20 protein-coding genes are annotated in these 23,926 nt (G+C 72.5%); 17 read left to right on the top strand and 3 right to left on the bottom strand.

All coding sequences use genetic code 11. The annotated features are described in order from the left end of the window. Positions 1-255 precede the first annotated feature (255 nt). The 11 genes from J7I98_RS16695 (at position 256) to J7I98_RS16645 (ending at position 13,481) form a co-directional block, all read left to right on the top strand. Entirely contained in the window at positions 256-744 is a 489-nt protein-coding gene (locus J7I98_RS16695) for a PhzA/PhzB family protein (RefSeq protein ID WP_214921499.1), read from the top strand. A 32-nt stretch (positions 745-776) separates the two neighbouring features. Further along, positions 777-1,952, top strand: a complete 1,176-nt coding sequence (locus tag J7I98_RS16690) for a 3-deoxy-7-phosphoheptulonate synthase (RefSeq protein ID WP_214921498.1) — start codon at positions 777-779, stop codon at positions 1,950-1,952. A gap of 46 nt (positions 1,953-1,998) precedes the next feature. After that, entirely contained in the window at positions 1,999-2,622 is a 624-nt protein-coding gene (locus J7I98_RS16685; protein WP_214921497.1) for an isochorismatase family protein, read from the top strand. After that, positions 2,619-4,538 carry an anthranilate synthase family protein gene (locus tag J7I98_RS16680; RefSeq protein ID WP_308377827.1) on the top strand — a complete coding sequence of 640 codons (1,920 nt, stop codon included), beginning with the start codon at positions 2,619-2,621 and terminating at the stop codon, positions 4,536-4,538. The genes J7I98_RS16685 and J7I98_RS16680 overlap by 4 nt, the downstream gene beginning before the upstream one ends. Next, positions 4,535-5,398 carry a PhzF family phenazine biosynthesis protein gene (locus tag J7I98_RS16675; RefSeq protein WP_285438040.1) on the top strand — a complete coding sequence of 288 codons (864 nt, stop codon included), beginning with the start codon at positions 4,535-4,537 and terminating at the stop codon, positions 5,396-5,398. Before J7I98_RS16680 ends, J7I98_RS16675 begins: the two co-directional genes overlap by 4 nt. A 49-nt stretch (positions 5,399-5,447) precedes the next feature. Continuing rightward, positions 5,448-6,092, top strand: a complete 645-nt coding sequence (gene phzG, locus J7I98_RS16670) for a phenazine biosynthesis FMN-dependent oxidase PhzG (protein ID WP_214921496.1) — start codon at positions 5,448-5,450, stop codon at positions 6,090-6,092. After that, positions 6,089-7,780: a D-alanine--poly(phosphoribitol) ligase gene (locus J7I98_RS16665; protein ID WP_214921495.1), complete on the top strand. Its 1,692-nt coding sequence runs from the start codon at positions 6,089-6,091 to the stop codon at positions 7,778-7,780. The genes phzG and J7I98_RS16665 overlap by 4 nt, the downstream gene beginning before the upstream one ends. Before the next feature lie 64 nt (positions 7,781-7,844). Continuing rightward, positions 7,845-8,891, top strand: coding sequence for a ketoacyl-ACP synthase III family protein (locus J7I98_RS16660; RefSeq protein ID WP_214921494.1), 1,047 nt, complete (start codon positions 7,845-7,847; stop codon positions 8,889-8,891). A gap of 31 nt (positions 8,892-8,922) precedes the next feature. Next, positions 8,923-9,180: a phosphopantetheine-binding protein gene (locus tag J7I98_RS16655; protein ID WP_214921493.1), complete on the top strand. Its 258-nt coding sequence runs from the start codon at positions 8,923-8,925 to the stop codon at positions 9,178-9,180. Between the two features lie 80 nt (positions 9,181-9,260). After that, the gene (locus J7I98_RS16650) at positions 9,261-10,658 is read left to right on the top strand and encodes an FAD-binding oxidoreductase (protein WP_214921492.1); all 1,398 of its coding nucleotides are present in this window, start codon (positions 9,261-9,263) and stop codon (positions 10,656-10,658) included. 156 nt (positions 10,659-10,814) lie between these two features. Further along, entirely contained in the window at positions 10,815-13,481 is a 2,667-nt protein-coding gene (locus tag J7I98_RS16645; protein WP_214921491.1) for a LuxR family transcriptional regulator, read from the top strand. Here J7I98_RS16645 and J7I98_RS16640 read toward each other — a convergent pair. Further along, positions 13,460-14,455, bottom strand: a complete 996-nt coding sequence (locus tag J7I98_RS16640) for a YafY family protein (RefSeq protein WP_214921490.1) — start codon at positions 14,453-14,455, stop codon at positions 13,460-13,462. The two genes, J7I98_RS16645 and J7I98_RS16640, sit on opposite strands and share 22 nt — an antisense overlap. Before the next feature lie 87 nt (positions 14,456-14,542). Here J7I98_RS16640 and J7I98_RS16635 point away from each other — a divergent pair, with 87 nt between their 5' ends. Together J7I98_RS16635 and J7I98_RS16630 are read left to right on the top strand one after the other, a co-directional pair. Further along, complete coding sequence (locus tag J7I98_RS16635; protein WP_308377826.1) at positions 14,543-15,940, top strand: FAD-binding oxidoreductase; 1,398 nt, start codon at positions 14,543-14,545, stop codon at positions 15,938-15,940. A gap of 117 nt (positions 15,941-16,057) precedes the next feature. Continuing rightward, positions 16,058-16,513, top strand: a complete 456-nt coding sequence (locus J7I98_RS16630; RefSeq protein WP_251020736.1) for a hypothetical protein — start codon at positions 16,058-16,060, stop codon at positions 16,511-16,513. Between the two features lie 41 nt (positions 16,514-16,554). On the opposite strand, the gene J7I98_RS16625 is transcribed toward J7I98_RS16630, so the two are convergent. Beyond that, a complete protein-coding gene (locus J7I98_RS16625; RefSeq protein ID WP_214921489.1) occupies positions 16,555-16,902 on the bottom strand; it encodes a YdhR family protein in 348 nt (115 codons plus the stop codon). Between the two features lie 247 nt (positions 16,903-17,149). Between J7I98_RS16625 and J7I98_RS16620 the strand changes: the two genes are divergently transcribed. Further along, positions 17,150-18,250 (top strand): phenazine antibiotic biosynthesis protein, encoded by a 1,101-nt coding sequence (locus tag J7I98_RS16620; protein WP_214921488.1) that lies wholly within the window; start codon positions 17,150-17,152, stop codon positions 18,248-18,250. Beyond that, the gene (locus J7I98_RS16615; protein WP_214921487.1) at positions 18,250-19,656 is read left to right on the top strand and encodes an aldehyde dehydrogenase family protein; all 1,407 of its coding nucleotides are present in this window, start codon (positions 18,250-18,252) and stop codon (positions 19,654-19,656) included. Before J7I98_RS16620 ends, J7I98_RS16615 begins: the two co-directional genes overlap by 1 nt. A gap of 34 nt (positions 19,657-19,690) precedes the next feature. Here the strand turns inward: J7I98_RS16615 and J7I98_RS16610 are convergent, their stop codons facing one another. Then, positions 19,691-20,578, bottom strand: a complete 888-nt coding sequence (locus J7I98_RS16610) for a LysR family transcriptional regulator (protein ID WP_214921486.1) — start codon at positions 20,576-20,578, stop codon at positions 19,691-19,693. 123 nt (positions 20,579-20,701) lie between these two features. Between J7I98_RS16610 and J7I98_RS16605 the strand changes: the two genes are divergently transcribed. After that, a complete protein-coding gene (locus J7I98_RS16605; RefSeq protein ID WP_214921485.1) occupies positions 20,702-21,106 on the top strand; it encodes an acyl carrier protein in 405 nt (134 codons plus the stop codon). Next, positions 21,100-23,898, top strand: a complete 2,799-nt coding sequence (locus J7I98_RS16600; RefSeq protein WP_214921484.1) for a type I polyketide synthase — start codon at positions 21,100-21,102, stop codon at positions 23,896-23,898. Before J7I98_RS16605 ends, J7I98_RS16600 begins: the two co-directional genes overlap by 7 nt. Positions 23,899-23,926 lie beyond the last annotated feature (28 nt).

Below are 23,926 nucleotides of genomic sequence, written 5' to 3'. Positions count from 1 at the left end.
GGGTACGCGCACGGCATCTGTGGCCGATTTACCGGGCAATTGACCTCGATTTAACGTACATCGGGTTCCCTGCAAAGACTTCGCCCGGCATGACAGATCCTGACCTTGATCTGATGATCGATTTCTTGTACGAACCGTGCCGACCGGCAAGACTTGTGGCCATGGCGCAGTGTGATCACGCGCCGGATCCGTCCGGCCGGCGCGTTCCACGGGGCCTCAATTCCCTTTCGTATCTCACCGTTCTGGAGGCCAGGCATGCCGGAATCCGCGGAATCCCGGGGTTTTACCGACGAAGTCGAACTGCGCCGGATCAACCGGGCAACGGTGGAGCGGTACATGGCCACCAAGGGCCAGGACCGGCTCCAGCGTCACACCCTGTTCACCGAGGACGGCAGCGGTGGCCTGTGGACCACCGACACCGGCTCCCCGATCGTCATCAACGGCCGCGACCGGCTCGCGGAGCATGCCGTGTGGTCCCTGAAATGCTTTCCCGACTGGGAGTGGTACAACATCCAGGTCTTCGAGACCCAGGACCCGAACCGTTTCTGGGTGGAGTGCGACGGCCGCGGCAAGATCCGCTTCGCCGGTTACCCCGAGGGCTACTACCAGAACCACTTCCTGCACTCGTTCGAGCTGGAGAACGGGAAAGTAAAGCAGAACCGGGAGTTCATGAATCCCTTCGAGCAGCTCCGTGCGCTCAGCATTCCCGTTCCGGAGATCAAGCGCGAAGGCATACCCACCTGACCGTCGGCCCCGCCGCCACATTGGAGACTCCTGTGGACGAAGTCTTGCGTGATATCCGCAGCTGCGACGCTTTGCAGCAGCCCGAATGGACCGACTTGCCGCAGGTGGACCGCGTGGGAGAGGCGCTTGCGGGCAGGCCCACACTCGTTCAGGCGGCCGATCTGCGCGTGCTGCACGATTCCCTGGCCCGCGTGGCCGCGGGCGAAGCCATGGTGATGCAGGCCGGTGACTGCGCCGAGGACCCGGGCGAGTGCACGCCCCACGACGTCTCGCGCAAGGCGGCACTCCTCGACGTGCTCGCCGGTACGCTGCGCATGAAGGCGCACAAGCCCGTCATCCGGGTGGGGCGCATCGCGGGCCAGTTCGCCAAGCCCCGCTCCAGCCCCACGGAGACCGTGGGCGGCGTCGAAATCCCCACGTTCCGCGGGCACATGGTGAACGGGATCGAACCGGATCCGGAGGCCAGGCGCCCCGACCCGCTGCGCATCCTGACCGGCTACATGGCCGCCGGCGACATCATGGAGTATCTGGGCTGGCGCCGCCGGGCGGCGGGCCAGGACCCCATCGGACCGCTGGTGTGGACCAGCCACGAGGCACTGCTGCTCGCCTACGAGATCCCCATGCTGCGCACCGACGAGCGGGGCAAGCTGTTCCTCGGCTCCACGCACTGGCCCTGGATCGGCGAGCGCACCCGCCAACTGGACGGCGCCCATGTGGCGCTGCTCGCCCAGGTGGACAACCCGGTGGCCTGCAAGGTGGGCCCCTCGATGGAGCCCGCGGAGCTGCTGGCCCTGTGTGAGCGGCTCGACCCCGACCGGGAGCCGGGACGGCTCACCCTCATCGCCCGGATGGGCGCCGACCGCGTCGCGGAGCGGCTGCCCATGCTGGTGGAAGCCGTACGCGCGGCGGGCCACCCGGTCATCTGGCTGACCGACCCGATGCACGGCAACACCGTCCCGGCACCGGACGGGAACAAGACCCGGCACGTGGAGACCGTCTCGCGCGAAGTCGTGGCCTTCCAGCAGGCCGTGCGGGCCGCCGGCGGCGTATGCGGCGGCCTGCACCTGGAGACCACCCCCAACGACGTCACCGAGTGCGTCTCCTGCGAGGCCGATCTGGACCACGTCGGCGACAAGTACACGACGTTCTGCGACCCGAGGCTCAACCCGCGGCAGGCCGTTTCGGTGGTCTCCGCCTGGACCGCGTGATTCCGGGCGCGTCCGAGCCCTGATGCAGGCACAGGAAGGCGAAGCCATGTCCGGCATACCCCCCATCGAGTCCTACGCACTTCCGACCGCGGGCGACCTGCCCCCCAACACCGCCCGGTGGACCCCGGACCCGGACCGCGCGGTCCTGCTCGTCCACGACATGCAGCGCTATTTCCTCACCCCCTTCCCGGCGGACGTACGCAAGCAACTGGTGAGCAACGCCGCCGCGCTGCGCGACCGTTGCGCCGCCGCCGGGGTCCCGGTGGCCTACACCGCCCAGCCCGGCGGCATGACCGCGGAACAGCGCGGTCTGCTGAAGGACTTCTGGGGGCCCGGCATGCGCCCGGAGCCGGCCGACCGCGCGGTGGTCGACGAACTGGCGCCCATCGACGGCGACTGGACGCTGACCAAGTGGCGCTACAGCGCCTTCTTCAACTCCCCGCTCCTCGAACGGATGCGCGAGGCGGGCCGCGACCAGCTGATCCTGTGCGGCGTCTATGCGCACGTCGGAGTCCTGATGACCGCCGTCGAGGCGTTCACCAACGACATCCAGCCGTTCTTCGTCGCCGACGCCGTCGCCGACTTCAACGAGCACTACCACCGGCTGGCCATCAGCTACGCGGCCGAACGCTGCGCCGCCGTCGTCACGGCGAAAGAGGTGTTCGCGTGACCGGGCGCCGGACCACTCCACCGCCGGCGGCCGGCGACCTGCTCGGCCGCGACCTGCTCGGACGCGTACTGGCGGACCGTCCGGGCCCCTTCGCCCTGCTGCACCGGCCCGAGGCCGCGGGCGCGGACACCGTCGACGTACTCGTCGGCGACGTGTCGACGCTCGAGACGCTCGCCGGCATCCCCCTGCCCGACGGGCCGGGGCGGCCCACGGGCGCGCACCACGAAGTTCTCGTCGTCGTCCCGTACCGGCAGGTCAGGGAGCGCGGGTACGCGGTACCCGACGACGGCGCCCCACTGATCGCGCTGAGCGTCACCGGCCAGCAGCGGCTGCCCCTCGCCGAGGTGCTGCCCCGCCTGCCGCAAGTGCCGACGGTGCTGAGCGGCGAGCACTTCGACGTCGCCGACGACGCCTACCAGGAGACCGTCCGCACGGTCGTCGACGACGTGATCGGCACCGGCGAGGGCGCGAACTTCGTCATCAAACGCTCCTTCGTCGCGGACATCACCGACTACGGACCGGACAGCGCGCTGTCCTTCTTCGCGCGGCTGCTGGAGCGGGAGGTGGGCGCGTACTGGACGTTCCTCATCCACACCGGCGAGCGCACCTTCGTCGGCGCCTCGCCCGAGCGGCACATCAGCCTCGCCGAAGGCAGGGCCGTGATGAACCCCATCAGCGGTACGTACCGCTACCCGCAGGCCGGCCCCAACCTGCCGGACGTCATGGCCTTCCTCGCCGACCCCAAGGAGACCGACGAGCTGTACATGGTCGTCGACGAGGAACTGAAGATGATGGCCCGGATCTGCGAGTCGGGCGGGCGGGTGATCGGCCCGTACCTCAAGGAGATGGCACGCCTGGCGCACACCGAGTACTTCATCGAGGGGCACACCACCCGCGACGTGCGCGAGATCCTGCGCGAGACCATGTTCGCGCCGACAGTGACCGGCTCGCCGCTGGAGAGCGCCTGCCGTGTCATCGACGCGTACGAGCCGAACGGGCGCGGCTACTACAGCGGGATCGCCGCGCTCATCGGGCGCGACGAGCACGGCGGCCGCGCCCTGGACTCCGCGATCCTCATCCGCACCGCGGACATCGACAGCACGGGCCGGCTGAGCATCGGCGTCGGGGCCACCCTGGTACGCCACTCGGACCCGGCCGCGGAGGCCGCCGAGACCCACGCCAAGGTGTCCGGGCTGGTCGCCGCCCTCGAGTCCGGCGGCAGCGAACGCTTCGCCGGCCACCCGGGCGTACGAGCCGCACTGGAGCGGCGCAACGAATCACTCTCGGACTTCTGGCTCCGGGACACCGGCGACCGCACGCAGCCGCTGCCAGGTCTGGCCGGCCGCGAGGTGCTGGTCGTCGACGCCGAGGACACCTTCACATCCATGATCGCCCACCAGCTCCGGGCCATGGGTCTGGACGTGACGGTACGGCGCTTCGACGAGGAGTACGCCTTCGACGGCTACGACCTCGTCGTCATGGGGCCGGGCCCCGGCGACCCGGGCGACCGCAGCCACCCCAAGATCCGGCACCTGCACGCGGCGGTTCGCACCCTGCTGGACCGGGACAGCCCGTTCATCGCCGTCTGCCTCAGCCATCAGGTGCTCAGCCTGGGACTGGGCTTCGCAGTACGCCGGCTGGACGCCCCCAACCAGGGCGTCCAGAAGGAGATCGACCTCTTCGGCCGCCGTGAACGGGTCGGCTTCTACAACACGTTCGCCGCCCGGAGCGCCGAGGACAAGGCCGACGTCGAGGGCATCGGCGTCGTGGAGGTGAGCCGGGACGCCCTCACCGGTGAGGTGCACGCACTGCGCGGCCCGCGCTTCGCGTCCATGCAGTTCCACGCCGAATCGGTGCTCACCCAGGACGGTCCGCGCATCGTCGCCGCCGCCGTGACGGACCTGCTCGGCCCATGACCAGAGACCAGCGGGAGAAGCAGATGCATTCCTACGTCGTCGTCGACGCCTTCGCCACCCGGCCGCTGCACGGCAACCCGGTGGCCGTATTCCTGGAGGGCGACGACCTCTCCGCCGAGCAGATGCAGCGCATCGCGGCCGAGCTGCACCTCTCGGAGACCACCTTCGTGCTGCGCCCCGAGCAGGGCAGCGACGCGCACATCAGGATCTTCACGCCCGTCAACGAGCTCCCGTTTGCGGGGCATCCGCTGCTGGGCACCGCCATCGCGCTCGGCAACCGCACCCCGGCGGACCAACTGAAGCTGGAGACCGCCATGGGCGTCATTCCCTTCGAGCTGGTGCGCAAGGACGGCGTGGTGACCGCTGCCTGGATGCGACAGCCGGTACCGGACTGGGAGCCGTTCGAGCAGGCCGACGAGCTGCTGGCCGCGCTGGGCGTGCCGGACCCCGCGCTGCCGGTGGAGGTCTACCGCAACGGCCCGCGCCACGTCCTCGTCTGCCTGGGCAGCGTCGAGGAGCTTTCCGCCCTCACGCCCGACCACCGTGCCCTCGCGCAGTTCCCCGACATGGCGGCCAACTGTTTCGCCGGGTCGGGGACGCGGTGGCGCAACCGGATGTTCTCGCCCGCGTACGGCGTCGTCGAGGACGCGGCCACCGGTTCGGCGGCCGGACCCATCGCCATCCACCTCGCCCGGCGCGGGCTCGTCGACTACGGGCAGCGCATCGAGATCACCCAGGGCGTCGAGATGGGCCGGCCGTCGCCGATGCGCGCGCTCGTCGAGGGCGTCGGGGACCAGGTCACTTCGGTCGAGGTGGGCGGTGACGGCGTCGTCGTGATCGAGGGGACGCTGCATCTGTGATCACCGCAGCGCCCGGCCGCCGCCCCACGTCCGCCACACGGAGAAAATCATGAGCAGCACCAGGTCGGAAACCCTCACCGGGACCGTGGAGATCGCCTTTCCCGAGTTCGCGGCCCCGCCCCCGGAGCCGATGGGGCTGCTGAGCGCCTGGCTCGACGAAGCGGAGCGCCAACAGGTCCGCGAACCAAGGGCGTTGGCGCTCGCCACAGCCGACGTCCGGGGCCGCTCCTCGTCCCGGATCCTGGTGGTGAGCCGGGTGACCGGGGCGGGACTCGTCTTCGTCACCCACCAAGGCAGCCGCAAGGGCCGTGAGCTGGCTGCCAACCCGTGGGCATCCGGCGTTCTGTACTGGCGGGAGAGCAGTCAGCAGATCACTGTCGCCGGGCCGGTCGAGCGGCTGCCCGACACCGAGGCCGATGCCCTGTGGGCCGCCCGCGCGGTGTTCACCCACGCCATGACGACGGCGTCCCGGCAGAGCGAGCCGCTGGACGGCCTCGACGAGGTGGCGGAACTCCGCGAGCGGGCCGGGCAGCTGGCCGGGAGCGGGCCGCTGCCGCGTCCCGGCTCGTTCACTGCCTACCGACTCAGGCCCGAGAGCGTGGAGTTCTGGGCCAACGGCACCGAGCGCCTGCACGAGCGGCTGCGCTACGACCGCTGCGAGGGCGGCTGGAACATCAGCCGGCTCCAGCCGTGACACCCGCCGCCGGACCTGACCTTTCGAAGCCCTACGGGGCTTTCGAGAACCCCATCGAAGCGGAACGCGAGCACACCATGCAGGACACTGCCTCTCACTTCCTCCACGCCGGCTTCCACTCCTCCGCGCAGTGCCACCCGGGTCGCCCGGCCCTGCTCCTCGACGGGCGCTCCTGGACGTACGCGGAGCTGGACGGGGTGGCCCGTGTCTGGGCCGCCGCGCTCATCAAGGCCGGTAAGCGGCCGAGGCGGGTGGGGATCCTCGGCCACCGCAGCCTCGTCACGTACGCCGGTTTCCTGGCGGCCCTCTACGCCGGCGCCACAGCGGTGCCGCTGAACAAGAAGTACCCGGTTGCCCGCAACAAGGACATCGCCGAGCGCGCGGGTCTGGACGTGATCCTGGCCGAACACGGCTCGGCCGGACAGCTCGCCGAGCTGCTGCGCGAGATGACGGACGCCCCTGCGGCCCTGCTGCCGGAGACGGCCGAGGCGCCCCCGGGCATCCCCGCCGCCGTACCGGTAATGACCCGTGGCGGCGTCGAGGGCTGCACCCCCCTGGCCGGGCCGGTGTTCCCGGACCCCGACGACGCCGCCTACCTGCTGTTCACCTCGGGCTCGACCGGCCGCCCCAAGGGCGTTCCGGTCTCGCACGCCAACGTGGCCTGGTTCCTGCGCGTCAACGCCGAGCGGTACGGGTTCACGGAGGACGACCGCTTCACGCACACGGCCGACCAGACCTTCGACCTGTCCATATTCGACCCGTTCATGGCCTGGCGCAGCGGGGCGTGCCTGGTGCCCATGGACTCCCACCAGCTTCTGTCGCCGCTCGGCTTCATTCGCGAACACGGCATCACGGTCTGGCTCTCGGTGCCCTCCGTCGCCGCACTCCAGGCGCGCAAGGGACTGCTCGAACCAGGCAGTCTGCCGTCCCTGCGCTGGAGTCTGTTCTGCGGCGAGGCGCTGCCCGCGCCGACCGCCCGGGCCTGGCAGGAGGCGGCCTCCGGGTCGGTGCTGGAGAACCTCTACGGGCCGACCGAGGCGACCGTCGCGTGCCTGGTGCACCGCTGGGACCCGCGGACCTCGCCGGAGCGTTCGGTGAACGGGATCGTGCCGATCGGCGCACCGTACCCGGGCATGGAGGTCGCCGTACTGGCCGAGGACGGCACCCCGGTGCCCGACGGCGAGACGGGTGAACTCTGCCTGTACGGACCGCAGGTGTTCGCGGGCTACTGGAACGCACCGGAGCAGACCGCGCGCGCCTTCCACACCACGAAGCACGACGGCGAGCCCCGCAGGTGGTACCGCACGGGCGACCTCGGCCGCAGGACCGCCGACGGGGAGTACATCTACATCGGCCGCCTCGACACCCAGGTGAAGATCCTCGGCCACCGCATCGAGACGGGCGAGGTGGAGGCGCACCTCCTCCAGCAGGAAGGGGTGGCGCAGGCCGTGGTGCTGGCCGTGCCCGGCGAGGAGGACGGCTCCGCGGTGCTGGCCGCCATTGTCTCCGGCGACGACATCGACATGCACGCGGTGGACAAGGGACTGGGCGAGTCCCTGCCCCCGTACATGATCCCGCTGACCTTCCACGCCCTGGACACCTTCCCGCTGAACGCCAACGGGAAGGTCGACCGCAAGACACTGCGCGATCAGGTGATCTCCGGCGAGCTGGAGCCGTTCCCGCTGTGACCGGCACCGCCTCGGACAGCTCGCGGACGAGCAACAGGAACAGCCACCGTCGAAAGGGACACCGGTGAAGGTCGACAACATTTATCTCGCGGGAATCGGCACGTACGTGCCGAGGACCGTGCCCGTGCGGGAAGCGGCGCGCCAGGGCTGGATCGACAGCACCGCTGCCAAGGAGTCGGGCATCACAGCCGTCGCGGTGGAAACCGAACTGGCCGCCGTGGACATGGCGGTGGACGCGGCCACGAAGGCCGTCGAACGGTCCGGCCACCGGCCCGAGGACTTCGCGGCCCTGCTGCACAGCGGCGCCTACTACCAGGGCCCCGAAGGCTGGTCGGCGCCGCACTACGTGCTGCACCGGACGCTGAACCAGCCCGTCGTCGCCACCGAGATCCGGCACGGCTGCCTGTCCGTGCTGACCTCGCTGCGGCTGGCCGCCGGGCTGCTGGGCACCACCCCGGGCAAGGAGGCGGTCCTGATCACGGCCGCGGACAACTTCTCCACGCCGCTGGTCGACCGCTGGCGGGACTCCGACCACGCGATGTACGCGGACAGTGCCGCCGCGCTGGTGGCGTCCACCCGCTCCGGGTTCGCGCGCCTGCTCGCGGTCGGCTCGCGGTCCGAGTCCAGCCTGGAGGCGATGCACCGCGGTGCCGAGCCGCTGCTGCCGCCCGCCCGGCACCCGGACCGCCCGATGTACGTCGCGCCTCGGCTGGAGGCGTGGTCCCAGCGGCCGGGCGCCGCTCCGCTCGACATGATCGCCGCGGTGAAGCGGTTCGGCGATCTGGTCGCCGAGACCGCCGAGCAGACGCTGGCCGAGGCGGGCGTCGGGTGGGACAGCATCACCCGTGTCGCCCACATCGGCTTCAACGAGGACGCGCTGCACGCCATGATCCTGGACCCGCTGGAGGTGTCGGCCGAGGTCGGGACCTGGGAATACATCAGGACCATCGGCCACGCCAGCGTCAGCGACCTGGTCCTCGGCCTGCAACACCTGTGGGAGACCGGCCAGGTGACCGAGGGGGACCACGTCCTGCTCGTCGGAGCCACCGAGGGTATGGAGGCGGGCTGCGCCGTCGTGCAGATCACCGCGCCGCCCGCCGCACACGGCTGACCCGTACCCGTACTGCAGAAAGGCACTTCTGATGACCAGCGCGCCCACGCTCACCCCCGAGGAGATCAGGGAGGCCGTGGCGACGGTCCTCGGCATCGCCCCGGAGGAGATAGCCGACGATGCCAACCTGGCCCAACTGGGACTCAAATCCATTCAGCTCATGCGGCTCAGCGGCCGCTGGCGGCGCAGCGGCCTGGACGTGGACTTCGCCACGCTCGCCGTCGAACCCACCGTGCGGGCCTGGGCGCGGCACCTGGGCCTGGACGGGAACGCCCCCTCCGAAGGCTGACCCGCACAGCCCCGCCCCGGGGGTCCGGGCAACAGGACGGCCCCCGGGGGCCGAACGTACGACAGAAAGGAACGCTCGCCATGAACGGCGTCTCAGCGGCCGACGGCACCGGAGCGGCCGGCCGGCTCGGCGAACAGATCCGAGGGGCAGTGCTGGTGCCGGGCGACCCCGGGTTCGACGCCGGATGCGCGGGATTCCAGACCGGCTACCGGCACCGGCCGTCCGTCCTGGTACGGGCCGCCGGAGCCGAGGACGTGGCGGCGGCCGTGGCCCACGCCGCCGCCCACGGGCTGCCGGTGGCCGTGCAGGCGACGGGACACGGGCTGTCGGTCCCCCTCGACGGCGGCCTGCTCATCAGCACCGGCCGGATGACCGGGGTCACCGTGGACGCCGCCGCCCGGACTGCACGGATCGCGGCGGGCACCCGCGTCGCCGCGGTCGTCGACGCGGCCGCGCGCTACGGGCTGGCCCCGCTGAACGGCTCCTCCCCCGACGTGGGCGCGGTCGGCTACCTCCTCGGGGGCGGACTGGGCCTGCTGGCACGGCAGTTCGGCTACGCGGCCGACCATGTGCGTGCCGTCGACATCGTCACGGCCGACGGCCGCCCCCGGCACGTCACGGCCGAGCACGACCCCGACCTGTTCTGGGCCCTGCGCGGAGCCGGGGCGAACTTCGGCGCGGTGACGGCCGTCGAGATCGACCTGGTGCCGGTCAGCCGGATCTACGGCGGTGAGCTGGCCTTCGACACGGCCCGGGTGCCGGACCTCCTGGAGTCCTACCGGCAGTGGACCACGACGCTGCCGGAGGAACTGACCTCCTCCGTGTCGACGATTCATTACCCCGACGTGTCGGCGGTCCCCGCCCCGTTGCGGGGCCGCCACGTCACCCACGTGCGCATCGCGTACACCGGGGACGCCAGAACCGGCGAGGAGCTGGTGGCACCGCTGCGCGCGGCCGGCCCCGGACTCGTCGACACGCTGGGGGAAATGCCGTACACGGAGTGCGCCGCCATTTACCACGACCCGTCGTACCCGCATGCCTACTTGGGCGACAACGTCCTGCTGCGGGAGTTCGACGCGGAGGCGGCCGCCTCCCTGACGGAGACCACCGGCCCCGGCGCGCCGGTCAGGTGCGTGCTCGACATCCGCCACCTGGGCGGCGCCCTGGGCCGCGCGCCGAAGGTGCCGAACGCGGTGGGCCACCGGGAAGCGCGCTATCTCGTCCGCGTCCTGACCCCGCTGGACGGGACCAGCACCGAAGAGGCCCGGGCCGCGCACCGCAAGGTGCTGGACGCACTTGCGCCGGCACGCCTCGGCAGGTTCCACAACCTGGTGTATGGCGCCTGCGCGGCCGACGAGCCGCCCGAGGACTTCTGGGAGCGGGCCGACCACCGTCGGCTGACCGTGCTCAAGACGCAGTACGACCCGGCCAACCTCTTCCGCTGCAACCGCAACATCTTGCCGGAGCCCCGGCCCTAGGGGGTGTCCGGCGGATCAGGCCGACTTCAAGGTGCGGCGCACTCTCTGTGCTGGTGAGCGGGGTCTGGTGCGCGCAGCCGCAGATGTGCGTGCCAGCCCCGCGACCCAGGCCTGATCCGCCGGACACGCCCTAGTACCAGCGAGGAGCTGACCAGGATGACTGCACACGCCTCGGACGCCGCCGCGCGGTGGCCCGTGCTGAACAGGGAGTCCGAGCTCGAAGGGATCGAAGGACTCGCCGCGCGGGGCCGGGGTGCCCTGGTCACCGGCCCGCCGGGGGTGGGCAGGACCCGGCTGCTTCAGGAGGCGCTGCGACGGCTGCGGCAGGAGGGTACGGCCGAGGCGGTCTGCCCCGGCATCCCGGCACACCGTGAACTGACCGGCCTGCTGGAGCGCTGCGCCACGGCCGCCCCGCACCGGGGCGAGTCCGGACCGTACGTCGTGCTGGGCGTCGACGACATCCACCGGCTCGGCGCGGCGGGCGCCGAACAGCTGGCCGTGGCGGTACGGGAGGGCCGCGTGCTGCTGCTCGCCACGGCCTTGGCCGGCATCCCGCTGCCTGCGGCCGTGGACGGACTGCTGCGGGACGGCCTGGTGAGCGACGTCGACGTCACCGCCTTCGACCGGGCCGGCACCGCGCGCGCCCTGCGCGCCAGGCTGGGCAGCCAGGTGGCCACCGACACCACGGCCCGCTGCTGGGACCTGACCGGCGGCAACGCCCTGCTGCTGACCGAACTCACCGAGCAGCTCGTGGCCGACGGTACGCTCCGGCCGACCCTCGGACTGTGGCACTGGGAGGGCCCCGCCGGACGGCCGGGTGGCCGGGTGGCCGAGACCGCCCGGCGCATGCTGGGCGGCCTGGACCCCGACGAGCAGGAGTTGGTCGCCGTACTCGGCCTGGCCGGACCGGTGCCGGACGACCTGCCTCTGCTGGCGGAACTGGCTCCCGCGGCGGAGCGGCTGAACCGCAGGGGCATCGTGGTCGCGGAGCGCACCGGCCGACGGCTGCGGCTGCGGCTCGGCCAACCACTGTGCGGCCACGCCGTTGCCGCCGCCCTGCCGGCGCTCACCGCCCGCAGGCTCCGTCGGCAGCTCGCCGACGAGCTGGAACCGACCGGAGCGGCGCAGCTGTCCGGCGACACCGGCCTCGACCTGCTGCAGTCCGTGTCCCTGCGGGTCGACGCAGGGCAGCACCCACCGGCCGGCCGACTGCGCGCCGCCGCCTCGACGGCGCTGCTGCGCTTCGAATTCGCGTCGGCCGAGCGGCTCGCCCGGGCCGCGCTCGCCGCCGACGGGACCGCCGCCGACGGCCACGCGCTCGACCCCGCGGCGGCGCTGCTGCTGGGCCGGGCCCTGGCTGGGCAGGGGCGCTGCAACGAGGCCGCGACGGCGCTCGCGGCCGCCGACGGCCGGTCGACTGCCGCCGACGGCCGGTCGGCCGAGGGACTCGCCGCCCGGATCGGCAATCTCGCCTGGGGACTTGGCCGGGTCACCGAGGCCGCGACCCTCGCCGACCGGGCGGTGCAGCGGGCTCCGCAGGGGCCGGCGCGAGGACTTCAGGGGACCGTACGGCTGCTGCAGGACCGGCTGGGCGACGTGGCGGTGACGGGGGACACGGTGCTGCGCGAGTCGTACGCAGCACCGGCGCTCCAGTCCTGCGTACCGCTCGCCGCGTTCGCCCGCACGGAACTCGGCGACGCACCGGCGGCGTTGGCGATGCTGGAGCGCTGCCCGGTGGAGAGCTGGCAGGACGAGGCCAGGCACGCCCACCGGGTGGTGAGCGCACACGCCGCGCTGGAATCCGGCGACATCGCACGGGCGCGCGGCGCCCTGGAGCGGCTGCGACGCGCCGACGCACCCTGGGACATACGCCGCCGGCTCCGCGCCGATGTGCTCCGGGCACGTCTGCACCGGGTGACGGGACGGGCGCCGGACGCGGTCGCGCTGCTGCGGCGGGCCGCCGCGGTGCCGGACAGCCAGGACTGGTTCACCACGAGGGCCTGGGTCCTGGCCCAACTGGCCGGGGCGCTGGCCGAGGCCGGGCAGCCGACGGAAGCCGTCCGCACGTTGATCGAGGTGCGGACGGCGGCGCGGCGGCCCCTGCGCTACCCCATCGCCGACGACGCCGTCGCGCTGGAGGAGGCACTGGTCCTGGGCCGGTCCGGCGACGTTCCCGGGGCGCTGCGGCGATCCGGCGAGGTGGCGCGGCGGGCGGCTGCGGCCGGGCGGCGCACGACGGCGCTGGCCGCCCTGCATCTGATGGCGCGGCTGGGCTCGGCAGGCCCGGCGGCGGAGCGGCTGGACGCTCTCGGCGGCTTCGGCGCCGGCACGGCCGCCGCGCTGCGCGCCGAGCACATCCGCGCGCTCGCCCGGCAGGACGGTGCGGCCCTCGACGACCTCGCCGACCGCTTCGCCTCCCTCGGCCTGCACCCGCTCGCCGCGGAGAGCGCGAGCCAGGCGCACCGGGTGTGGCAGGCCGCGGGACGCCACCGGGCGGGCCGGGCCTCACTGGCGCTGAGCCACGGGTACCTCGCCGCCTGCCCCGGCACTCCGCTGCCCGGCTGGGCCGGGGCCGCGGACCGGGCGCCTGCGGTTCCTTCAGGGGCCGGCACCGCGCTGACCGCCCGTGAGCACGAAGTGGCCGTGCTGGCCGCGACCCGGCTGACCAACCGCGAGATCGCGGCCCGGCTGACGGTGTCGGTACGCACCGTCGAGAACCACCTGTACCGCATCTACAGCAAGCTCGGTGTCACGTCCAGGGCGCTGCTCGGTGAGCACTTCGGACCGCAACCGCTCGCGGCTCAGGCCGTGCACGGCCGGTAGAGCGAGGAGAGGCCGGCCACTGCGCGGGACAGTTCGCGCAAGGCTTCGGGCGGGCCGAGCACCTCGACGTCCGTGCCGAACTGGAGCAGCTGGCAGACCGCGGCGGGCACCGGGTAGGTCAGCTCGACCGTAAGCCATCCGTCGGCGCCCTCGTCCGCGCTGCCGTCCGGGTCGGCGCCGGCTGAGGCCGGGCCGCGGAAGTTGGCACCGGTGATGCGTCTGACCATGTCCAGCCGGTGCCTGCGCACTCGTACCACCACCCGCATCCCCGTACTGCGGTCCTCCACCTCGAGCCGAAGCTCCTCCCACACCCGCGCCAGCTCCATCCCGTCGCGGCGGCGCACCGGTTCGGCAGTGACGGTGGCGTCCGAGATCCGGTCGGTGCGGAACAGCCGTGGTCTGCCTTCGTGGTCGGCGACGAGGTACCAGGTGCCCGCCTTGGAGACCAGTCCGTACGGATCGACGGTGTAGAAGTTCCGCGTCGTGCTGCCGCTGTGCCGGTAGCCGATCCGCAGCCGCTGATCGGCGAGCACCGCGGTGTGCAGCGCCTCCACGTCGGCCTCGCCGCGCGGCCCGGCCAGCCAGCGGTCCGGGTCGATCAGGATGCGGCGACTGCTCAGTTCGGCGGCCGGCCGGTGCGGTGCGGGCAGCGCCGCCATCATCTTGCGCAGCGCGGAGCCGAGGGCGCGGTCGAGACCCAGCGCCGAGTGCGCGCTCTCCCCGACCAGTACGAACAGCGCCCGCGCCTCGTCCGTGGTCAGCCCGGTCATGTCCGTACGGAAGCCGGGGAGGAGCCGGATCCCACCGTACTTGCCGCGCTCCGCGTAGACGGGCACGCCGGCCGCCGACAGTGCCTCGACATCGCGGTAGACGGTGCGGACCGAGACCTCCAGGCGCTCGGCGAGCTCGGTCGCCGGGACCAGATCGCGCTGTTGCAGCAGAAGCAGGGTGGACAGCAGGCGGTCGAACTTCATTTCTCAAGTCTCCCTGCATACCTGTCGGCAGGTGTCAGGTTTCAGCCTCATGATCGTGATCGCTGGACGAACCGAACGGAGAACGCTGTGAATCCCCATGACATCCAAACGCTCGCCTCCCGTGTCGAGGGCCCGGTCCTGCGGCCCGGCGACGAGAGTTACGACCAGGAGCGGACCGGCTTCAACCTCGCGGTGCAGCACCGGCCCGACGTGATCGTCGGTGCCACCCGGGCCGAGGACGTCCAGGCGGCGGTGCGGTTCGCCGCGGAGCACGGGCTGCCTGTCGCGGTGCAAGCCACCGGGCACGGCTACTCCGTCGCAGCCGAGGGCGGCCTGCTGATCACGACCGGCCGGATGAGCGGGGTGGAGGTCGACCCCGCCGAGCACACCGTGACCGTCGAGGCCGGCGTCCGCTTCGAGCAGGTCATCCCGGAGACGGCCCCGCACGGGCTGGCCCCGCTGAACGGCTCCGCGCCGCACGTCGGCGTCGTCTCCTACGTCCTGGGCGGTGGGATCGGGCTTCTGGTGCGCTCGTTCGGCTACGCGGCCGACCAGGTGCGCAGCATGGACGTCGTGACCGCCGACGGCAGCCTGCGCCACGTCACCCCGGACAGCGAGCCCGACCTGTACTGGGCGCTGCTGGGCGGCCGGGACAACTTCGGCATCGTGACCCGGCTGGAAATGGGCCTCGTCCCGGTGGCCAGGCTGTACGGCGGAGGGCTCTTCTACGACGCCGAAGCGGCGCCCGAAGTCCTCCAGGCGTACCTGCGCTGGACCGCCGACCTGCCGCAGGAGATGAACTCCTCGGTGGCGCTGATCCCGATGCCGGACGACGAGGAAGTGCCCGAGCCGATGCGCGGCCGGCACATCTACCACGTACGCATCGCCTTCACCGGCAGCCAGGAAGAGGGCGAGCGGCTGGTCGCGCCGCTGCGTGACACGGCCGGCCCGGTGCTCTTCGAGGTGCTGCGGGAGATGCCGTACGCGGAGAGCGCGTCCATCCACGACGACCCGCCGGTAGCTGTGCCGTTCCTGCGCGAGGTCGCCCTGTTCGAGGAGCTCGGCGACGAAGCGCTGGCTACGGTCCTGGAGCACGCCGGGCCGCAGGCGCCGGTGCCGTGCGTGGTGGAACTGCGGCATCTGGGCGGCGCCCTGGCAGCGGCGCCCGCGCATCCCAACGCGGTGACGCACCGGGAGGCGCAGTACATCCTGTCCGTCGTCACCCTGCTGTTCGGCGTCACCGAGAAGGACACCCGACCGGTCCTCAAGGGCCTCTTCGACGCGCTGGAGCCCTGGAACACCGGCAGCAGCCTGAACTTCATGGGGCATGGCGAGAGCGCGGGCCCGGAGCAGGTCCGTACCGCCTACGCGCCGGAGGCGCTCAAGCGGCTGGGTGAGATCAAGGCGGCCCACGACCCGGAGAACCTCTTCCGCCTCAACTACAACATTGCGCCGACCGGCGACGGCGCGGCCACCACGAGCTGAGCCGAGCCTCCGACGCCGGCCGCCCCCGCTCGGCGGCCGGCCCCCCGAGCACCCGTCCCGGCGCGAATCCCCCGAGCGCCGGGGCGGGCTTCACCTTTTCCCTCACTGGAGTCATCGATGAACCCCTCGTCCTCCTCCGCCGCAGGATTGTCCGGCGGTGCGGCCCGTGACGCGCACGCCGACAGCGCCACCGGCGGCCGCCTGCGCCGCGTGATCGCCATGGACGCGGCCGGCATGGCCGTGGTCGGCGTCATCTACCTGGTCGCCGCGTCTCCGCTGGGCAGCCTGTTCGGGCCCGGCACTGTACTGGTGGCGGTCGTCGGCGCCGCGATGCTGGTGGCGGGAGCGGGCATTGCCCTGGTGGCCAGGCTCCGCCCCCTCCCGGCCGGCGCGGTGCGCGGCGTGATCGGCGGCGGAGTCTTCTGGATCCTGCTGAGCCTGGCGGCCCTGGCCTTCGGCCTGCTGGACCTGACCACCACCGGCCTGGTGTGGACATGGCTGCAGATCCTGCCCGTCGCGGTCTTCGCGTCCTTGCAGACCCTGGCGCTGCGCGCACACCTGCGCGCCGTTTGACCCGGCCCGTACACGCCCGGCCGGGCCGCTCCGGCGCGGGCTCAGCCGGCCGCCGGCGGCGAGAGCGCCAGGCCCAGACCGCCGAGCGAGGGCAGCGCGTGGTTCCCCTCGACGGTCGCCTCCACGTCGAACCATTCCCGGAAGTCGAGTGGCAGGCCGATCAGTTCACCGGCGCTGCGTGGCAGCACCGCCGCTTCGGCGGCCTCCTTCGACTCCCAGATCAGCACGGCGCCCCAGCGGTTCTTCTCCGGGTCGGACACCCAGACCTTCAGCAGCAGGCCGGGAATGTCCGACCAGGACTGCTCGGCCTCCTCGCGCAGGAACTCGCGCAGTGTCTCCGCGCAGTGCTGCGAATCGGTGAGGTCCCACCAGGCGATCATGGCCTTCATCGGACGATGCCTCCCACTTCCGCTACGGCCTCTCGGTACGCGTTCTGCGGGTCAGCGTACGAGGGGCGCGACGGCATCAACGGCCGGTACTCAGGCGCGTGAAGCCCCTCGGGCGCGACGGGAGTTGAGTACTGGTTACTCATGTGCGCGGACGCGCCGGAGTGGTCGACTGCCGGAATCCGTCAGTTCGGCTTCGGCCCGGCCGGCGGGGCCCTCCTGCCGGTCCCGCCGTAGTAGAGGAGGACACGTGGCGCGTGCAGAGCTCTCACCCCTGGAGCTGCCCCATGACGCGGACCCGGACCCGGACGAGGTCGTCCGGGCCGCGATGCGCTGGCACTTCAGCCCCGAGACCGGCACCCCGTTCTGGCTCGGGCGGGCGGCCTCGCTGGAGTTCGACCCCCTCACGGACGTCAAGGGCTACGACGACCTGACGCTCTTCCCCAACGTCGCCAACGAACTGCGCGACGTGCCCGCCGCCGACCTCGTGCCGCGCGGCTACGGCGAACACCCCGACATCGTCGGCGTCTTCGAGAGCGGCGGCACCACCGGCGCCCCCAAGCGCGTGGTCTGCCCGCGCGACTGGCTGGAGAAGCTGGTCGACTGGAGCAACGCCAATCTGGACGTGCACGGCTTCCCGCGCGGCGTCGACTGGCTCGGCATCACCCCGTCGGGACCGCACATCGTCGGCGAGATCTTCCGGCGCTCCGCGGTCACCCACGGCCGGTACGGCTTCCAGGTCGACCTCGACCCACGCTGGGTGAAACGGCTCATAGCCGGCGGCAAGGGCGCTCAGGCGGACGCCTACGCCGAGCACGTCGTCGACCAGGCCGCCCACATCCTGCGCACCCAGCCCATCGGCGTGATGACGGTGACGCCGCCCCTGCTGGAGCGCATCGCCCAGCGTGAGGACCTGGTCGAGCTCATCAACGAGAAGGTACGGGCCATCCGTTGGGGCGGCACCCAGATGGACGCCGACACCGAGCAGCTGTACCGCACGGAGATCTTCCCCGACACCGCCCTGTACGGCCACTACGGCAGCACGATGATCCTCGGCATCGCCGGCCAGCGGCACGGCACTCCCCTGGGCGAGCCGTGCGTCTTCGACACCTTCTCGCCGTACATCACCTTCCAGGTGGTGGACCCGCAGACCGGCAGGCCGGTCGAGTACGGCCGGCGCGGCCAGGTCGTGATGCACCACGTCAGCAAGGCGCTGCTGCTGCCCAACAACCTGGAGCGCGACACCGCGGTGCGGGTCGCCGCGCCCGCCGGCCGCATCGGTGACTCGGCGGCCGGCATCGCGCCGGTGGAGCGCTTCGACAACGAGGCCGTCATCGAAGGGGTCTACTGATGGGAACAACGACGCAGGAGCCCCCGCAGGAGACCCCACAGCCCGGGGTGCCCGTACTGGACGCACTGGGCCCGTCCGGCGCGTACCGCACGCACAACCGCCAGGAGGTCCGGGACGTCACCGGCGCGGTCATGGCCGAGCTGAGCCTGGCCCCCGCGCTGTTCGTCAACCGCACCATGAAGGCGCTGCGCGGCGCCTCCCCGCTGCCCGCCGCACGGCGCGCGGCGGCGCTGGCCCGGGCCGGCGAGCTGTTCAGGACCGCCACGCTGGGCGGCATGACGGCGCAGGAGTACGAACTGGCCGTCACCCGGGTCTCCGGGCTGCCGGTCAGCGTCGTGCGCACGGCAACCCGGACCTGCGCCGACCGGGTCGGCCAGTCCTACCGCAGTGTCCAGCTGGCCCGCCCGGCCGGCGCCGTATCCGACTGGCGTGATCCGCTGGCCCGCACCGGACAGGCGGTGTGGACCCGGCGCGGTGACGTACTGGCCGTCCACGTGCCCGGCAACCATCCCGGTACGCACGGCTTCTGGCCGGAAGCGCTGGCACTCGGCTACCGGGTCGCCGTACGCCCCTCCGCCCGGGAGCCGTTCACCGCACACCGGCTGGTGCTGGCGCTGCGCGAGGCCGGGTTCGGCGACGACCAGGTCGCGCTGCTGCCCTGCGGGCACGACGCGGCCGACGCCATCGTGCGGGGCGCCGACCTCGCCTACGGCGGCGACGAGATCATCCGCCGGTACGCCGACGACCCCGGCGTGCTCTCGCTGCGACCGGGCCGCTCGAAGATCCTGCTGACCGCAGACACCGACTGGCGCGAGCACCTCGACATGATCGTCGACTCGGTCGTCCGGCACGGCGGCAGCGGATGCGTCAACGCCACCGCGGTGCTCTTCGAGGGCGACCCGGCACCACTGGCCGGAGCCGTCGCGGAGCGGCTGGCCGCGCTGCCGAGCCTGCCGCCGTACGACGAGAAGGCCTGCCTGCCGGTCCAGCAGACCAAGGCGGCACGGGCGTTGGAGACGTACGTGCTCGAACGCGCCCAGGGGACCCGGGCATGGCTCGGTGGCACCGGTTTCGTCGACGAGCTCGGCGACGGCAGCGCCGTGCTGCGCGCCGCGGTCCACCAGCTGGACGCGGCCGACGCCCCGCAGCTCGGTGCGGAGCTGCCCTTCCCCTGTGTGTGGATCGCACCATGGAGCCGGGCCGACGGCATCGCACCGCTGCGCGACACGCTGGTCCTGACGGCCGTCACCCAGGACGAGGAGCTCGTCGACGCCCTGGTCGAGGAACCGACGATCAGCAATCTGCACGTCGGCAGCCGTGCCACGCACTGGCACCGGCCGGGACTCCCGCACGACGATTATCTCGGCGAGTTCCTGATGCGCAGCAAGACGCTGGTCCGCGTCTGACACCGGAGCGCCTCCGGGCGGGCCGCACCACCGGTCAGAGCGCCGGCAGTACGGCGCAGGCGAGGTCGACGAAGGCCTGGCCGGCGGGGCTCGCGGGCCTCTCCGCCGGCCACGCCAGCGCGACCCTGGCCCGGATGCGCGGCGCCACGATCTCCAGCCCGCGCAACCGGCCGCCGTGGCTGCGGGCGAAGGGCGCGGGCAGCACCGCGACCCCCAGCCCGCGGCCGGCCAGCTCCACCAGCCGGTGCGGATCCCCGGCCTCCATCGTGACCCGGGGCCGGAACCCGGCCGCCTCGCACGCCTCGTCCAGGCCGGTGCGCGCGCCCGTCCCCGGCGGCAGACAGATCAGCGGCCGGTCCCGCAGGTCCGCCAGCGCCACCTCGCCGCCCGCCGCCAGCGGGTCCTCCGGCACCACGGCCGCCACCAGCGCTTCGTCCACCACCACCCGGGTGTTGAGCCCCGCGGGCAGCCGCGTGCCGGTACTGATCATCGCGACGTCGAGCCGACCGTCCCGCAGCCCGGCCACCAGCTGGTCGGAGGACGCCTCCGAGAGCCGGATCTCCACCTCCGGATACGTCCGGTGAAAGTCCGCCAGCAGGTCGGAGACGGGCACCGAGGAGAAGGACGTCACGATGCCCGCAGTCAGCCGGCCACGGACCAGCCCCGCCAGCTCGTCCAGCGCCAGCCGGGCACCGGTGACGGCCGACAAGGCCGCCCTGGCATGAGGCAGGAGGGTGGCACCGGCCTGTGTCAGACGAACAGCGGGCCCGGTCCTGTCCAGCAGTTCCTGGCCCAACTCCCGCTCCAGGCGGCGGATCTGCGCACTGACCCCGGGCTGCGCGACATGCATGCGCGCTGCCGCCCTGGTGAAGCTCTGCTCCTCCACCACGGCCAGGAAGTACTCCAGCTGACGCAGCTCCATAACCGTTCATTCTACGGACCAGACGATCACGTTATTGGAACGGCCCGCGGCCCGCCGAGCACGATGACGGTGCTCGACAGGACGACGACTCACGTGGACACAGGGAAGAAAACGGGTGGTTGCATGAACTCGCATGCGGACGACGCCCTCGGCGGCGGTGGGGACGACCTGGTGCCCCTGGTGTCCGAGCTGTGGTGCGAAGCGCTCGGACTTCCCGAGGTGAACCCGTCGGACAACTTCTTCGACCTGGGCGGGCATTCGCTGCTGCTGCACACCGTGCGGAACAGGCTGCACGAACGCCTCGGCCGCGACATACCGCTGGTCGAACTGTTCCAGTACCCCACCGTCCGTGCGCTCGCCGACCACCTCGGCGGCGCCACGGCGGGCGACGACCCGGGAGCCGGCGGACCGTCCGGCGCCCTGGGCGGACGGCTCGCCCGGCTGGAGACAGGGCAGGGCGGACGGCGCACCACGCGCGGGGCGGGCACCCGGGCAGGCCAGTACGGCGAGGAGGAAGAGGCATGGTGACCCCCACGAGCGCGCAGCCGGACGAGTCCGACCGGACCGCAGCGGCCGCGTCCGGCCCCGGACAGCAGATCGCGATCATCGGCATGGCCTGCCGCTTCCCCGGCGCGGACAGCCCCGAGGCGTTCTGGCGGAACCTGGCCGACGGCGTCGGGTCCGTCACCCGCTTCCCCCCGGCCCCCGTCCCCGGCACCCGCGCGGACGGCGCGGACCAGCAGTACACACCGGCCCGCGGCCTGCTCACGGACCCCGGCCATTTCGACGCCGGCTACTTCGGCTACTCGCCCAGGGAAGCCCGGCTCATCAGCCCCCAGCAGCGGCTGTTCCTGGAGTGCGCCGCACAGGCCCTGGAGGACGCGGGCCAGGACCCGGCGCGCAGCGCGGCCACCTTCGGCATCTACGGCGGTGGCACCGAGAACAGCTACGGCCAGATCCTGCGCGAACGCCGGCACGAACTGCCCGGCGTCACCGACTGGGACATCCTCCTCGGCACGGCCCCCGACTACCAGGTCTCCCGCGTCGCCTACAAGCTCGGCTTCACCGGCCCGGCCATCACCGTCCAGGCGGCCTGCTCCACGTCCCTCGTCGCCGTGCACCTGGCCGTGCAGGGGCTGCTCAGCGGCGACTGCGACGTCGCGCTCGCCGGCGCGGCCGCCGTGCACGTACCGGACAAGGAGAGCCAGTACACCCGGGGCGGCATCATCTCCGCCCAGGGGGAGTGCCGTACCTTCGACGCCGCCGCGGACGGCACCGTCGGCGGCGACGGCGTCGGCATCGTGGTCCTCAAGCGACTCGCCGACGCGCAGGCCGACGGCGACCGCGTGCTGGCCGTGCTCCGCGGCACCGCCGTGAACAACGACGGCGCCCACCGTGTCGGTTACACGGCGCCGAGCGTCGACGGCCAGACCGCGGTGATCCGCGAGGCCCAGCTCGTCGCCCAGGTCGACGCCGGCACCATCGGTTACGTCGAGGCGCACGGCACCGCCACCCCGCTGGGCGACCCCATCGAACTGGCCGCCCTCACCCAGGCGTTCCGCCGCGACACCGACCGCACCGGCTACTGCTGGATCGGCTCGGTCAAGACCAACATCGGGCACACCGACGCCGCCGCGGGCGCCGCCGGACTCATCAAGACCGTGCTCGCTCTCCAGCACCGCAGCATCCCGCCCAGCCTGAACTACGAGAAGCCCAACCCGCAGTTCGACTTCGACGCCAGCCCCTTCCGGGTCGCCACCCGGCTCACTCCGTGGACCGCGGGAGACACCCCCCGCCGCGCGGCGGTCAGCGCGTTCGGCATCGGCGGCACCAACACACACGTCATCCTCGAAGAGGCCCCGCCCCGCCCGGCGCCGTCACCCGCCGCCCCGCACCAGCTCCTGGTCCTCTCGGCCAAGACGCCCCAAGCCCTGACCGACATGGCCGGACGACTCGCCGACCGGCTGCGCGACGCGCCCCCGGGCGACCTCGCCGACGTCGCCTGGACCCTGCAGACCGGCCGCCGGGAACACGAGCACCGCGCCTACGCGGTGGTGCGGGACGCCGATGAGGCGGTACGGGCCCTCACCGACCCCGCCGCACGACAGCTGGTGACCTCCGCCGGCAAGCGGTCCGAGCACCACGAGGCGGCTTTCCTCTTCACCGGAGCCACCGGGCGGACCCCGGCACGCAGCCTGTACGACGCCGAACCCGCCTACCGTACGGCCGTCGACACGTGCTTCGCCGCCGCCGGGCTCACCGACGCCGTGCACGACCTGCTGGACGGCCGATCGGCCGCCGTCGGCGACGACGCGCTCGTGGCCGCCTTCGCCCACGAGTACGCGCTGGCCATGACCTGGATCCAATGGGGTGTCCGGCCGGCCTCCGTCCTCGCCACCGGTACCGGAGTCACGGTCGCCGCCGCCGTCACCAAGGTCATGCCGGTGGCCGACGCCGTACGACTCACCGTCGAGCACGCCCGCGGCAGGGGGCCGTCCGCCGACGCATCCCGGCACACCGCTGGCGCCGGCGATGCAGAGGCGGTACGCGAATACGCCGAGCTCTTCCGCGAGGCGGCCCCCCGGCTGCCCCGGGTGCCGCTGCTGTCCGCCGCGCTCGGCCGGCGGCTCACCCCCCAGGAGGCGGCCGACCCCCTCAACTGGGCCCGCGCCGCGCTCCAGCCGGACCAGGACCTGCTGGGCCAGGCGCTGTCCGTGCTGCTGGCCGACCCGCAGTTGGTCCTCCTGGACGTTTCGGCGGACCGTGCCCTGCTCGCCGCGGCGCGCACCCGGCCCGAGCACACCCCCGACCGCCTCCTGCTCCCGGAGCCGCCCGGGCAGGACACCGGCCTGCCCGCCGACGACCTCGCCGCGGCGCTCGGCACCCTCGGCAGGCTCTGGTCGGCCGGATTCCCGGTGCGGTGGCGGCATGTGCACGGCGGGGCGGCCCGCGCCCTGCTGTCCCTGCCCACGTACCCCTTCCAGCGCGAACGCTTCATCGTGGATCCCGTCGCGAAGACGGACCGGCAGCGGGGCGAGAGCCCGGACGAATCCCCGTCCCCCCGGCCCATCGAGCAGCAGGACGAGGAACGGGGCGAGGTCCTGCCCACCGTGCTGCGGCTGTACGCCGAGATCCTCGGCTTCCCCGAAGTCGGCCCGTCGGACGACTTCTTCGACCTCGGCGGCGACTCCCTCATCGCCTCCCGGCTCACCGAACGTATCCGCGAGGTCTACCCCGTCGACATCGATGTGCTGTCGGTGTTCGAGGCACCCGCACCCGTCGAACTGGCCGCTGTGATCGAGGAACTCCTCGCCCGGTGACGGCCCCGGAGGCCGCCGCACCGGGCCG

Origin of the sequence: Streptomyces sp. ISL-98 (assembly GCF_018614055.1) — a bacterium.
GTDB lineage: Bacteria > Actinomycetota > Actinomycetes > Streptomycetales > Streptomycetaceae > Streptomyces > Streptomyces spiramyceticus.
The sequence above is the reverse complement of the archived record's forward strand: the minus strand, read 5'-3'. Positions and strand labels throughout refer to the sequence as shown.

What these genes read in the sequence shown, in the direction of transcription:
- J7I98_RS16640 (WP_214921490.1), bottom strand. Translation starts at nt 14,455, where the DNA reads ATGAAGTTCGACCGCCTGCTGTCCACCCTGCTTCTGCTGCAACAGCGC.
- J7I98_RS16695 (WP_214921499.1), top strand. Translation starts at nt 256, where the DNA reads ATGCCGGAATCCGCGGAATCCCGGGGTTTTACCGACGAAGTCGAACTG.
- J7I98_RS16630 (WP_251020736.1), top strand. Translation starts at nt 16,058, where the DNA reads ATGAACCCCTCGTCCTCCTCCGCCGCAGGATTGTCCGGCGGTGCGGCC.
- J7I98_RS16605 (WP_214921485.1), top strand. Translation starts at nt 20,702, where the DNA reads ATGAACTCGCATGCGGACGACGCCCTCGGCGGCGGTGGGGACGACCTG.
- J7I98_RS16610 (WP_214921486.1), bottom strand. Translation starts at nt 20,578, where the DNA reads ATGGAGCTGCGTCAGCTGGAGTACTTCCTGGCCGTGGTGGAGGAGCAG.
- J7I98_RS16655 (WP_214921493.1), top strand. Translation starts at nt 8,923, where the DNA reads ATGACCAGCGCGCCCACGCTCACCCCCGAGGAGATCAGGGAGGCCGTG.
- phzG (WP_214921496.1), top strand. Translation starts at nt 5,448, where the DNA reads ATGAGCAGCACCAGGTCGGAAACCCTCACCGGGACCGTGGAGATCGCC.
- J7I98_RS16615 (WP_214921487.1), top strand. Translation starts at nt 18,250, where the DNA reads ATGGGAACAACGACGCAGGAGCCCCCGCAGGAGACCCCACAGCCCGGG.
- J7I98_RS16650 (WP_214921492.1), top strand. Translation starts at nt 9,261, where the DNA reads ATGAACGGCGTCTCAGCGGCCGACGGCACCGGAGCGGCCGGCCGGCTC.
- J7I98_RS16685 (WP_214921497.1), top strand. Translation starts at nt 1,999, where the DNA reads ATGTCCGGCATACCCCCCATCGAGTCCTACGCACTTCCGACCGCGGGC.
- J7I98_RS16600 (WP_214921484.1), top strand. Translation starts at nt 21,100, where the DNA reads ATGGTGACCCCCACGAGCGCGCAGCCGGACGAGTCCGACCGGACCGCA.
- J7I98_RS16675 (WP_285438040.1), top strand. Translation starts at nt 4,535, where the DNA reads ATGACCAGAGACCAGCGGGAGAAGCAGATGCATTCCTACGTCGTCGTC.
- J7I98_RS16625 (WP_214921489.1), bottom strand. Translation starts at nt 16,902, where the DNA reads ATGAAGGCCATGATCGCCTGGTGGGACCTCACCGATTCGCAGCACTGC.
- J7I98_RS16645 (WP_214921491.1), top strand. Translation starts at nt 10,815, where the DNA reads ATGACTGCACACGCCTCGGACGCCGCCGCGCGGTGGCCCGTGCTGAAC.